Consider the following 12,161-nt stretch of genomic DNA (forward strand, 5'->3'; position numbering starts at 1 on the left):
TGCTCATGGTGCTCAAGCCCGAGAAGGAAAAGGAAGCCGAGGCGATCTTCCGCAAATGGGGCCTCGACTTTGCGGTGGTCGGCTACACCACGCCGAGCAAGCGTTTTGTCGTCAAGCATGGCGGCGACGTGATGGCCGATCTGCCGATCAAGGAGCTCGGCGACGAGGCGCCGCTCTATGATCGGCCGCATGTCGCATGGTCAGCGCTGCCGGTGATCCATGCCCGCGAGATCGAGCCGCCGCTCGCGATCATTCCGGCGCTGGAGAAGCTGATCGCAACGCCGGAGCTCTGCTCCAAGCGCTGGGTCTGGGAGCAGTACGACCATGTCATCCTCGGCAATACCGTGCAGCGGCCGGGTGGCGATGCCGCCGTGGTGCGCGTGCAGGACGGGCCGAAGGGCTTGGCGCTGACCGTCGACGTCACGCCGCGCTATTGCGAGGCCGATCCGTTTGAAGGCGGCAAGCAGGCCGTCGCGGAGGCCTGGCGTAACATCACCGCGGTCGGCGGCCGGCCGCTCGCCATCACCGACAATCTCAATTTCGGCAATCCGGAGCGGCCTGAGATCATGGGCCAGTTCGTCGGCTGCCTGAAGGGCATCTCGGAAGCCTGCCGTGCGCTCGACTTCCCGGTCGTGTCCGGCAACGTCTCGCTCTACAACGAGACCAACGGGCGCGCGATCCTGCCGACGCCCTCGATCGGCGGCGTTGGCCTGCTCGATGATTTCAGCAAATCGGCGAGCGTGGCCTTCAAGGCCGAGGGCGACGCCATTCTGTTGATCGGCGAGACCCATGGCTGGCTCGGCCAGTCGGTCTATCTGCGCGAGATCTGCGGCCGCGAGGAGGGCGCTCCGCCGCCGGTCGATCTGGAAACCGAGAAGCGCAACGGCAACGTCGTGCGCGGCATGATCCATGCGGGCACCGCGACAGCGGCGCACGATCTCTCCGATGGCGGCCTCCTGGTCGCGCTCGCCGAGATGGCGATGGCATCCGGCATCGGCGCGCGGCTGCTCGCTGCGCCGGCCGCGACGGTGCCGCATGCCTATTGGTTCGGCGAGGACCAGGCGCGCTATCTCGTCACGGTGCCGGAGAGCGAGGCGGGGCGGGTGCTGGCCAAGATGCGCGGCTGCGGCGTGCCGTGCACCCGGATCGGCACCACCGGCGGCGATGCGATCGCCATCGCCGGCGAAGCGTCGATCGAGGTCGCCGCGCTGAAGACGCAGTTCGAGAGCTGGCTGCCGGCCTATATGGGCGGCGCTGCGTAAAGCATACTCTCTCCGTCCCTCAGGACGTCGCGGCCCATGCAGCCCGGGTGAGCGAAGCGATCTCGGGACGACTGGCGCTGACGAATCCCGGGATCGCTTCGCTTACCCGGCCTACGGGACCATTGCTTCCGTCATTGCGAGGAGCCGAAGGCGACGAAGCAATCCAGAATCATGTTCATGACGCTGGATTGCTTCGCTTCGCTCGCAATAACGACAAGACGTCTGATCTACAACACGCTCTTCGCGCCCGGCACTTGCCGCAAGGCCCAGGTGATGCCCCAGCTGATCAGCGTGGTGCCGATAAAGGCGAAGGTGGCCTTCGCGATCGGGGGCACATTGAGATCGAACAGCCAGTACTGGATCCACAGCACCACCGGATAGTGCACCAGGAAGATGCCGTAGGCGTCGGCCTGCATACGGTCGAGCACCGAGAATTCCGAGCGCCGGTTATTGAGGAAATAGGCCAGGATCGCAAACATGGTCGCGGCGCTGAACATCACGAAGAACAGGCCATAAGTCGCTTCATACCAGGCGGGCTGGGTCGGCTCGTTGCCGAGCACCTCCCGCTTGATCGCAATCAGCACCCATAGCAGCGTGTAGGGCACGATCATGGCCACGATCCAGGCGCCCATGCCCTTCTGTGAGAGCTGGCCGTCCGCGCCGAGCACGCCGCGTTCGAAATTGGCGGCGCCGATGCCGGCGCCGAAGTAGAAATATGCCGCGTAGAGCAACACCCGGTTGATCTGGACCGAGAACGGTCCCAACTCGAACCAGACGTTGGGACCAAAAGAAAGCCGAAGCGGGATGTACACGATCGCCGTCACTGCAATCAGCGCGTAGAAGAAGTTCAGCGGCTTGTCATGGCCGCGCAGCGAGAGCCGGTTCAGCGGGTCGAGCAGGGTCGGCGAGATCTGGAACGCGAGGCACGCACTGAGGTCGAAGGCGAGCAGCACCCAGAGAAACCAGACCGGCCCGCTCGGCCAGGGACCTACGGTGATTGTCTTCCACCAGAACGCGGCAAAGGTCGTTTCCGGATTCGCACGCAGCTCGATCGCGTAATAGGCGAGCGGAATGATGGTGAGTGCGGCGATGGCAAAGGGCAGCCCAAGTCGCACCAGGCGGTCGCGAAAGAAGATGTGCGGCGCCTTATGTGCGAGGCCGGGCCAGACGAACAGGCCCGACAGGAAGAAGAACATCGCCATGAAGAAGCTGTCGGTGGCGAGCACGATGCCGTCGAAGCCGATGAACGAGGTCGGATCGGTGTGGCCGAAATAGGTATAGGGGATCACTGAATGGTGCAGGATCACCACGAGCGTCAGCAGCGTTCGCGCATGATCCAGCGCCGCATTGCGCGATCGGGTTCGCGGCGCCGTCGCTATCTCGACGTTGGCGGCAGCGGCCGATTGTGTAACCGAGATAACCATCGAGCCCCCGCCCAGATCGTTTCGAGATATTGCCATGCGCGCTGCATAACAGCGCGGTCGCGATAAGCTACTTCATTCGCATTGCAGCTGAAATGCGTTCATGCAGGGCGCGGTTCGCGGCGTCGTGCAAATCTGGAACCGGTTCCAAAGCCTGGGGTTAGTGAGGTCGACGGCGCCTTTGCGGCGCAACAGTCTGGAGGAGTGGACCGTGACACTGTTGAAATGGGCGTTGTTGTTCTTCGTGATCTCGATCGTTGCCGGCATCCTGGGATTCACCGGCATCTCGGCGGCTTCCGCCGACGTGGCCCGGATCCTGTTCTACATCTTCCTCGTGATCTTCCTGGTGCTCCTGATCCTGGGGCTCACGATATTCAGGGTGTAGCGGCAGGTCTCATCGTCGTTCATTCCGGGTCGTGCTGACGCGCGCCCCGGAATGACGCGCGTAAGCTCAGGCGACTTCCTCGATCTTGACCTTGTCCGGATAGAAGGCAAGGTAACCCGAGATCTCGGCCATCGCCGGGAATGGCGTCTCATAGGTCCAGATCGCATTATCGAGCGTCTTGCCGTTGGCGTTGATGCTGAAATAGCTCGCGTCGCCCTTGTAGGGGCAATGGGTCACCCGGTCCGTGCGCTGAAGCAGCTCCATGTGGGCATCTTCGCGAGGCAGATACTGAACGGCAGGGTAGCTCGCTTCCTTGAGCGTGAGCGCCTTCTGCGTGTCTGCGATCACGACGCCGTCGGCCAGCACGCGGATGCGCTTCGGGTTGGCGGTAATCGCAATGGGATGGTCCGGCCCTGGAAGTTTCATGATTTCAAAGCCCTTTGGGTCTGTTTTTGAATTTATTCCGCACAGTTGCCTCGTCTCCGTGAGAGCGGGCAAGGGTATATAGTCGCGGGGCACGTGACCGCGGAACCCTTCCGCGCTAAGTTTGACCATCACGGTCGCGCGAGGACCTTGATTCGAGGCGGCAAAGCGGTCGAAAAATGCCGGCACAGCCGAGCCGGTACACGACCGCCGGCCGAGCGTTCAAAGCTAACTGGCCAAGAAGGAGACAGACTGGGATGCCGATGGACGCCCGCGATATCGAGTCGATGATCAAGACCGCGATCCCTGACGCCGACGTCACGATCCGCGATCTTGCCGGCGACGGTGACCATTACGCGGCGACAGTGATCGCCGAATCGTTCCGCGGCAAGTCGCGCGTGCAGCAGCACCAGATCGTCTACCAGTCGCTGCAGGGGCAGATGGGCGGCGTGTTGCATGCGCTGGCGCTGCAGACCGGGGTACCGGAGCCCTGAGCGGAACGGCTCGACCCGGTGAAGGGGTAAGCGATGGCGGCCGATCATCCCCGCGGCGCGCTATTTCGCGTCCTGCTGCCGAACCAGCATAGCCGCGTCACCAACGCCGAATTGTTCTTCGACCTCGTCTTTGTCTACGCGGTCACGCAGATCTCGCATTTCCAGCTCGGACGTCTGACTGAACTCGGTGCGTTGCAGACGACGCTGCTGTTTCTCGCCGTCTGGTGGGTATGGGTCTACACCACCTGGGTCACCAACTGGCTCAATCCGGATAAGAGTCCAGTCCGCATCCTGCTCTTGCTTCTGATGCTCGGCGGTCTCGTGCTGTCGATGTCCATCCCGCAGGCCTTCGAGGCGCGGGGGCTCTGGTTCGCGCTGGCCTATGCCGCGATGCAGGTCGGCCGCACCGCGTTCTGGCTGCTGGCGACGCCGCGCGCCCGCACGGCGGCACGTTTCAACGCGATCCGCATCCTGGCCTGGCTCAGCGCATCAGCCGTGTTCTGGATTTTTGGCGGATTGGCCGAGGGACAAGGGCGGCTTGAGCTCTGGAGCGTCGCGCTGGCGATCGAATATGTCTCGCCGATCGCGCGGTTCTGGACGCCCGGCTTCGGTGCCTCGACGGTGCAGGACTGGTTCGTCGAGGGCGGACACATGGCCGAGCGCTGCGCCGGCTTCATCATTATCGCGCTCGGCGAATCCATCGTGGTTTCAGGCGCCACCTTCGCCGACCTCGATTGGACCGGCGAGAACATGGCGGCTTTCGTGGCGGCCTTTGTCGGCAGTGTTGCGATGTGGGGGATCTATTTCAACCGCGGTGCCGAGGCCGGCTCGGAGCTGATCTCGAAGGCGGAGGATTCGGGCCGCGTCGCCCGCTCGGCCTATACCTATCTGCACATGCCGATCGTGGCCGGCATCATCCTGTCGGCCGTCGCCGACGAGATCGTGCTGAAGCATCCGTCGGGACACACCGAGCTTGCGACCGCGCTGACCGCGATCGGCGGGCCGCTCGTCTTCCTGATCGGCACCGTCCTGTTCAAGCTGAATATCCGCGGTTTCCTGCAGCTGTCGCACGGCGCCGGCATCGTGGCGCTGCTCGGGCTTGGCTGGTTCGCGACCGCGCTATCGCCGCTAATCCTGTCGGGCCTGACGACCGCGGTGCTGGTCGTCGTCGCGATCTGGGAATCGATCTCGCTCCGCGCCAAGGCGGAGGAGGCTCACGCCTCCGCCACCAGCGCGTGAACCGAGAACAGGTTTTCTGCATCGGTCCAGGTCTTCAGCACCTTCCAGCCCGAGCCGCGCGCCAGCGCGCCGAAGCGCTCGACGCTGTATTTGTAGGAGCATTCGGTGTGGATGCTTTCGCCGGTACGGAAGGCGAAGGTTGTTCCCAAGAGGCGCGCGCTCTGCGATTTCCGGCTCACCAGATGCATCTCGATGCGGTGCTGCTCGCGGTTGTAGATCGCCCGATGGACGAAGGCGGAGACATCGAAATTGCCGCCGAGCTCGCGGTTGATGCGCACCAGGAGATTGAGGTTGAAGCGCGCGGTGACGCCGGCCGCATCATTATAGGCGTCCTGCAGCATTCGCTCGTCCTTTTCCAGGTCGGCGCCGACGATCATCAGCGCGCCTGGGCCAAGGATCCCGCGCGCCGAACGCAGGAAGCCGCAGGCCTCGTGCGGCTCGAAATTGCCGATCGTCGAGCCGGGAAAGAAGCCGACCTTCGGCATGTCCTTGATGGCGTCGGGCAATGCGAACGGCGTGGTGAAATCGGCCACGACGGGATGCACGGCGAGCTCGGGGAAATCCTTGCGCAGGACGTCCGCCTGCCCGTTGAGGAAATCGCCGGAGATATCGACAGGCACGTAGCTTCCGAAGGCGCAGCTCTTCAGCAGCAGCCGTACCTTGGTGGTCGCGCCGGCACCGAATTCGATCAGCGCCGCGCCTTCCGGAATGGTGGCCGCGATCTCGAGACCGCAATCCTGCAAGATGCCGAGCTCGGTGCGGGTCGGATAATATTCCGGCAGCCGCGTGATCTGCTCGAACAGTTCGGAGCCGGTGGCATCGTAGAAATATTTCGGCGACAGCCGCTTGGGCTGCTGCGAAAGACCGGCGATGACGTCCCTTGCAAAAGCTGACGTCTGCTCATCGGGAAGGTGAGCATTGGCCAAAGCAGGCGCGTGCACATTCATGATACTCTCCTGAACGCGCTGTCCGGCGCGCCTTGGTCGGAAGTCGAAAACGGGCAGAACACGTCAGACGTAGTCGGCGAGACGCAACCCCGTGAATTGCCAACGGTGATGCGGATAGAAGAAGTTGCGATAGGTGATACGGCTGTGTCCCTCCGGCGTTACCAGCGAGGAGCCGCGCAGCACCAATTGATTGACCATGAACTTGCCGTTGTACTCGCCGAGCGCGCCTTCGATGGCGCGATAGCCGGGGTAGGGCGAATAGGCGCTGCGGGTCCACTGCCAGACGACGCCGAAGGCGTCGTTGAGCTGGCGGCTGCGGGCGGCGACCTCCCACTCCATCTCGGTCGGCAGGTGCTTGCCGCTCCAGCGCGCGAAGGCGTCCGCCTCGTAATAGCTGACGTGGCAGACCGGCGCGTTCGGATCGACCGGCTTGAGGCCGCCGAGCGTCATGATCCGCCACTCGCCCTCGACGTTGTACCAATGCCCGGGCGCTTGCCAGCCTTCCTTGGTGACGGCCGCATGGCCGTCCATCAGCCATAGCGTCGCAGTCCTGTAGCCGCCGTCATCCATGAAGGCGCGCCACTCGGCATTGGTGACGAGATTGCGGGCGAGCTTGACCGGGCCGACCAGCGCGCGGTGCGCGGGCTTCTCATTGTCGAAATGGAAGCTGGCATCGCCGTGGCCGATGCTGTGAATGCCTTCGGGCAGGGTGACCCAATCGTCGCCGCTGACAGCGTCGGGGAAGCGCCAGGCCGGGTCATAGGCCGGCGCGATCGGGTTCTGTCCAAAAGCGTGCAGGATGTCGGTTAGCATCAATTCCTGATGCTGCTGCTCGTGGTTGAGGCCGATCTCGACCAGCGGCGCGACCTTGTCGAGCGTTGCCGCGTCGGCCTCGCGCAACAGCTTGACCATCGCGGCGTCGACATGACGCCGATAGGCGGTGACGTCCTCGACGCCGGGCCGTGTGATCAGGCCGCGTTCGCCACGCGTGTGCCGCGGTCCGGCGCTGACGTAATAGGAATTGAACAGGAAGGCGTAATCGGGATGGAAGGGCCGGTAATCCGGGCAGTGGTTGCCGAGGAGAAATTGCTCAAAGAACCAGGTGGTATGAGCCCGGTGCCACTTCGCGGGGCTGGCATCCGGCATCGACTGGATGACCTGATCCTCCGCGCTCAACGGCGCGGCCCGGCGCTCGGTCTCGCCCCGGACGGCGAGATAGGAATCGATGAGATTCTGGGCGGGGGTGCCGGACCCGGAAAAAAGTGAGGGGTCAGCAAGCGGCGCGGGAGCCACGGCGGAGGCTGGACTGGTCACAAGAGTCTCCGTTTGGAAGGAGAAAACGTTGTTCGTGGGAACAAGTTCCCGGCGAGTCCGTCCTAAATAGGGGGTGGGCTCCAGGATAAAACCCTCCCGTCCGCTATTATATTGTTATCGTCAGGCTACGGTCCCAAGGGGGGCTCTGGGTCAATCCGGCCGTCCTTGCATGCCAGCTCCCCCGCATTTTACTTTGGCAGACCAACGGTTTGCGCTACATATGACAACAGTGACGCCGATTGAGCGCCCCAGGGAAACCAGAAAATGAGCATCGAGCAATTCATTGACAACGAAGTGAAGTCGAACGACGTGGTGCTGTTCATGAAGGGCACGCCGCAATTCCCGCAGTGCGGCTTTTCCGGCCAGGTCGTGCAGATCCTCGACCACGTTGGCATCGGCTATAAGGGCTTGAACGTGCTGGAGTCCTCCGAGCTCCGCAACGGCATCAAGACCTATTCGAACTGGCCGACCATTCCCCAGCTCTACGTCAAGGGCGAGTTCGTCGGCGGTTGCGACATCATCCGCGAGATGTTCCAGAGCGGCGAACTGCAGCAGCTGTTTGCCGACAAGGGCGTCCCGGCCGGCACCGCCGCGTCGGCCTGAGCTCGCCCATCCGGACCATCGGCGCGACCCGCTTCGAGGTCATTGTCGCTGACATCACCACGCTGTGCGTTGACGCCATCGTCAACGCGGCCAATACCTCGCTGCTTGGCGGCGGCGGGGTCGACGGTGCGATCCATCGCGCCGCGGGGCCGGAGCTGGTCATGGAGTGCCGGATGCTCCATGGTTGCAAGACCGGCGACGCCAAGATCACCAAAGGCTATCGGCTGCCGGCAGCCCATGTGATCCACACCGTCGGCCCGGTCTGGCAGGGCGGAGATCGCGGCGAGCCTGAGTTGCTGGCCTCCTGCTATCGCCGCTCGATCGCGCTCTGCCATCAGCATGCATTCGCATCCGTCGCGTTTCCTGCCATTTCGACCGGCATCTATCGCTTTCCGGCCGACCGCGCCGCCCGCATCGCCATCGACGCGACGCTCGCGGCGATCCAGGGCGAGACGTCGCTCGAGCGCATCGTGTTCTGCTGTTTCTCCGAGGAGAGCGCCCGCCTGCATGATGAGGCGTTGAGCAATGCAATCGCTGATCGCGCGCGTTAGGCTGTGCTGGTAGAGTCACGGTGGACGGCAGGCGGAGCATCCATGGTCGAACGGCTGGCTTTTCGGTGTCTGATCTTTTTTGCATTCATTGCAGTTAACGTTGCGGGTGCGCATGCCGACGGATCCCTGGCGCTGTCTGGCCGGCAACTCGATCCGCTGCGGGTCGAGAAGATCGGCGACTACGTCCGCAACGAGATCGCGGCCGACCACTTTGCCGGTGCCGTGGTGTTGGTCCAGCAGCACGGCAAGCCGGTGCTGTTGCAGAGCTACGGCGTGCGCGACACCGCCAGTAACGCGCCGATGACGTCGGATACGATCTTCCGGATCTATTCGATGTCGAAGCCGATCACCGCGGCCGCGGTGATGATGCTGGTCGATGACGGCAAGCTCAAGCTGGACGATCCGCTCGCCAAATACATTCCGGCCTTTGCCGATGTGAAGGTCGCGGTGACGACGCTGGACGGCAAGACCATGCAGGGCGTAGAGCCTCTGGCGCGTCCCATCACGATCGAAGACCTGCTGCGCCATACCTCAGGCATTACCTATGGCTTCTATGGCGACACCGCGGTGCGAAAGCTCTATGCCGCCTCGAACCTGTTCGACGGTGAGATCGATAACGCGACCTTCGTGGATCGCCTGGCCAGACTGCCACTGGCGGAGCAGCCCGGCACCAAATGGGACTATGGCCATTCATTCGATGTGCTCGGCCGCGTCATCGAGGTGATCTCGGGCCAGTCGCTGTATCAGTTCGAGAAGCAGCGGCTGCTGGATCCGCTCGGCATGAACGAGACCACATTCGGTCTTGCCGATCCGAGTCAGCGCGGCCGTGTCGCCGAGCCGTTGCCGCAGTACCGTTTTTTCGACCGGCCGGTTGCCGGTCTCGATGATCCGATCCAGCGGCGGAAATGGCAATCCGGCGGCGCCGGCATGATCGGCACCATCGGCGATTATGGCCGCTTTTTGCAGATGCTGCTCAACGGCGGCACCCTGGACGGGCGCCGCTACCTGAATTCCGAGACGGTCGCGCTGATGACACGCGATCATTTGAATCCTGCGATCGCCCACGACAATCTCTATTTTCCCGGACCGAGAACCGGCTTCGGGCTGGGCGTCGCGGTTCGGACAGAGGCCACGCCGCCATTTGCGACCGGCGAATATCGCTGGAGCGGCGCCGGCGGCACGTTCTTTCTTGTCGATCCGCAAGACGATTTGTTTGTGATCATGATGGTTCAGGCCCCGTTGGGCCGGAACGAGATCGAGGTGCGGCGCCTGGTTTACGAAGCGCTCGCACCCTGAGCGGCAGGCACTACGCCGCGCGCACGATCTCCCGGACATGGCCGATCATCTCCTCGACCATCGCGGCCGTGACGTCGAGATGGGTGCAGGCGCGGATGCGGCCATCCATCATCGCCAGCGACACGCCGCGCTTGCGCAATTCCGCAACCATCTTGTCGCCGGGGACGCCGGCGCCATCGGGCTTGAAGAACACCAGATTGGTCTCGGGCTCCTGCACCACGATGCCGTCGATCTGCGCCAGCCCGCGCGCCAGCGCCCGCGCATTGGCGTGATCGTCCGCCAGCCGGTCGACATGATGATCGAGCGCGTAGACGCAGGCGGCCGCGACCACGCCGGCCTGCCGCATCGAGCCGCCGAGCCGCTGCTTCCAGCGCCAGACCTCGTCGATGAAGGCTGCGGTCCCTGCAAGCGCGCCGCCGATCGGCGCGCCAAGCCCCTTCGAGAAATCGATCCAGGCGGAGTCCCAGCCGGCGGTCATCTGGTGCGCCGGGATACCTGTCGCGACCGTCGCATTGAGCAGTCGCGCGCCGTCCATATGCGTGACCAGGCCGTTCGCCTTGGCGATTTTCACGATCTCGTCGAGTGCGGCCTTCTTCCAGATGGTGCCGCCGCCGATATTGGCGGTCTGCTCGACGCTGACCAGCGTCTGCGTCGGCTGGTAGCGTGAGCGCGGATGCAGCGCGGCGCGGAACGTCTCCGGCGTGAACTGCCCGTCGTCGCCTTTGAGCTGCGTGATCTGGAAGCCGCCGAGCGCAGCATGCGCGCCGCCCTCGCGCGAGACGATGTGGGCGGTCTCATGGGCGAGAAGCTCGTCACCCCGACGGCAATGCACCAGCGTAGCGGCGACGTTGCACATGGTGCCGGACGGCATGAACACCGCGGCCTCTTTGCCCAGCAGTTCCGCCACGCGGGCGCACAGCAGGTTGACGGTCGGATCGTCGCCAGTCTGCTCGTCGCCGACCTCGGCGCGCGCCATCGCTTCACGCATCTCATGGGTCGGCTTGGTCTGGGTATCCGACAACAGATTGATGCGGAGCGGCGGCGCCTTGGGATCGCGCGGGGGAGGGGTGTAGAACATCGGCAGTCCTCGTTCGAAATCTTGCGATCGTTGTTGCGCGACCGCAGACGACGAAGACCTTACTCAAATCCGGCGGTGCGAGCAAAACGCGATCGCATTCATCGCGTTTTGAAGATGTTGTGAGCGCTCATGCTGCGAGCGGTGGATGCAGCCAGATATCGGGACGCCGGGAGCGGGCGGCGGGTGTGAATGGCTCTGCGACCAGCGGCGGCGCCTCCGCGTAATCGAACACCCAGGGTTGCAGCGGACTTTGCCGCGACGGCGAGAGATAGAACGCGCCGGTGATGCCCGGCGGCCGCTGCCGGCGTACGTTCCAGGCAAGGTTCAGCGCGGCCCAGCCGACCAGCATGGTGTGCCATTCGCTGGTCGTTTCGCGCTCGTCATCGAAGCAGTGCAGCAGCTCCAGCGCGTCCGGATCGTAGGCGAGATTGGCGCCGGTGAAGGTCAGCCCGGTCTCGATATGGCGAATGACGAGGGCGGTGTCGTCGGTCTGAACGTGCCATTGCGAACGTTCGAGGATGTCGAAGACCGTCGAGGGAAACAGGCCGTCGTTGAAGCGATAGCGGATCCCGGAGAGACGTCCACGCAGCGGCGGTGTGCGCAGCGGCGGCAACGGGAGTGCGGTGATCGCGTGACTTGCGATCACGCCGAAGACGATACTGCGCCTGTTAAACTCCATGGCGAACGCCCCATACTTACCCAACGCAAATATTGAATCACGGGACGAGGGGACTGTCAGCGGGGGCCCGTCGATTAACGGGAACTGTTGCATTCGGGATTCGCACGCCCGATCTCATAAAAAAGGCCCCGGGCGCGCCGGGGCCTTTCGGATTATCAGATAAGGTCGTGCGAGCGGCCGATCGAGATCAGCGCGAGTAGAATTCGACGATCAGATGCGGCTCCATCTGCACCGCGAACGGCACGTCCGACAGGCCGGGGACGCGGACGAACTTCGCGGTCATCTTGGAGTGGTCGGCATCGATGTAGTCGGGCACGTCGCGCTCGGCGAGCTGGCTCGCCTCGAGCACGATCGCGAGCTGCTTCGAGGCTTCCTTGACCTCGATCAGGTCGCCGATCTTGAGCTGATAGCTCGCGATGTTGACCTTGCGGCCGTTGACCTTGATGTGGCCGTGATTGATGAACTGGCG

The 12,161-nt window shown here is 63.6% G+C and carries 14 protein-coding genes; 7 read left to right on the top strand and 7 right to left on the bottom strand.

All coding sequences use genetic code 11. The features are described 5' to 3' along the window. Positions 1-1,262 (top strand): AIR synthase-related protein (locus WA702_RS16585; RefSeq protein ID WP_425111626.1); only part of this gene is annotated, 1,262 nt, incomplete at its 5' end. A 227-nt stretch (positions 1,263-1,489) separates the two neighbouring features. On the opposite strand, the gene WA702_RS16590 is transcribed toward WA702_RS16585, so the two are convergent. Further along, entirely contained in the window at positions 1,490-2,686 is a 1,197-nt protein-coding gene (locus tag WA702_RS16590; protein ID WP_425111627.1) for an acyltransferase family protein, read from the bottom strand. A gap of 208 nt (positions 2,687-2,894) precedes the next feature. Here WA702_RS16590 and WA702_RS16595 point away from each other — a divergent pair, with 208 nt between their 5' ends. Further along, entirely contained in the window at positions 2,895-3,068 is a 174-nt protein-coding gene (locus WA702_RS16595; RefSeq protein ID WP_425111628.1) for a DUF1328 domain-containing protein, read from the top strand. Positions 3,069-3,134: 66 nt separating this feature from the next. Here the strand turns inward: WA702_RS16595 and WA702_RS16600 are convergent, their stop codons facing one another. Then, on the bottom strand, positions 3,135-3,494 hold the full coding sequence (locus WA702_RS16600; RefSeq protein WP_425111629.1) for a DUF427 domain-containing protein: 360 nt from the start codon (positions 3,492-3,494) through the stop codon (positions 3,135-3,137). A 254-nt stretch (positions 3,495-3,748) separates the two neighbouring features. On the opposite strand from WA702_RS16600, the gene WA702_RS16605 reads away from it, so the two are divergent. Next, positions 3,749-3,985 (top strand): BolA/IbaG family iron-sulfur metabolism protein, encoded by a 237-nt coding sequence (locus tag WA702_RS16605; RefSeq protein ID WP_425111630.1) that lies wholly within the window; start codon positions 3,749-3,751, stop codon positions 3,983-3,985. Between the two features lie 33 nt (positions 3,986-4,018). Beyond that, positions 4,019-5,224 (top strand): low temperature requirement protein A, encoded by a 1,206-nt coding sequence (locus tag WA702_RS16610; protein ID WP_425111631.1) that lies wholly within the window; start codon positions 4,019-4,021, stop codon positions 5,222-5,224. On the opposite strand, the gene egtD is transcribed toward WA702_RS16610, so the two are convergent. Then, positions 5,200-6,171 carry an L-histidine N(alpha)-methyltransferase gene (gene egtD / locus WA702_RS16615; protein ID WP_425111632.1) on the bottom strand — a complete coding sequence of 324 codons (972 nt, stop codon included), beginning with the start codon at positions 6,169-6,171 and terminating at the stop codon, positions 5,200-5,202. The two genes, WA702_RS16610 and egtD, sit on opposite strands and share 25 nt — an antisense overlap. A 63-nt stretch (positions 6,172-6,234) precedes the next feature. Beyond that, positions 6,235-7,485: an ergothioneine biosynthesis protein EgtB gene (egtB, locus tag WA702_RS16620; protein ID WP_425111633.1), complete on the bottom strand. Its 1,251-nt coding sequence runs from the start codon at positions 7,483-7,485 to the stop codon at positions 6,235-6,237. Positions 7,486-7,749: 264 nt separating this feature from the next. On the opposite strand from egtB, the gene grxD reads away from it, so the two are divergent. From grxD to WA702_RS16635, 3 genes are read left to right on the top strand one after another with little or no spacing between them, the layout of a single operon-like run. Beyond that, on the top strand, positions 7,750-8,088 hold the full coding sequence (gene grxD / locus WA702_RS16625; protein WP_425111634.1) for a Grx4 family monothiol glutaredoxin: 339 nt from the start codon (positions 7,750-7,752) through the stop codon (positions 8,086-8,088). After that, positions 8,085-8,639: an O-acetyl-ADP-ribose deacetylase gene (locus tag WA702_RS16630; RefSeq protein ID WP_425111640.1), complete on the top strand. Its 555-nt coding sequence runs from the start codon at positions 8,085-8,087 to the stop codon at positions 8,637-8,639. Before grxD ends, WA702_RS16630 begins: the two co-directional genes overlap by 4 nt. Before the next feature lie 42 nt (positions 8,640-8,681). Further along, on the top strand, positions 8,682-9,935 hold the full coding sequence (locus WA702_RS16635) for a serine hydrolase domain-containing protein (RefSeq protein WP_425111635.1): 1,254 nt from the start codon (positions 8,682-8,684) through the stop codon (positions 9,933-9,935). A gap of 10 nt (positions 9,936-9,945) precedes the next feature. Here the strand turns inward: WA702_RS16635 and WA702_RS16640 are convergent, their stop codons facing one another. The 3 genes from WA702_RS16640 to WA702_RS16650 all read right to left on the bottom strand — a co-directional run. Continuing rightward, on the bottom strand, positions 9,946-11,013 hold the full coding sequence (locus WA702_RS16640; protein WP_425111637.1) for a threonine aldolase family protein: 1,068 nt from the start codon (positions 11,011-11,013) through the stop codon (positions 9,946-9,948). Positions 11,014-11,140: 127 nt separating this feature from the next. After that, a complete protein-coding gene (locus WA702_RS16645) occupies positions 11,141-11,692 on the bottom strand; it encodes a hypothetical protein (protein WP_425111638.1) in 552 nt (183 codons plus the stop codon). 187 nt (positions 11,693-11,879) lie between these two features. Beyond that, the coding region (locus WA702_RS16650) for a S4 domain-containing protein (RefSeq protein ID WP_425111639.1) at positions 11,880-12,161 on the bottom strand (282 nt) is incomplete at its 5' end.

This window comes from Bradyrhizobium sp., from assembly GCF_049798375.1.
In the GTDB taxonomy this organism is placed as follows: Bacteria; Pseudomonadota; Alphaproteobacteria; order Rhizobiales; family Xanthobacteraceae; genus Bradyrhizobium.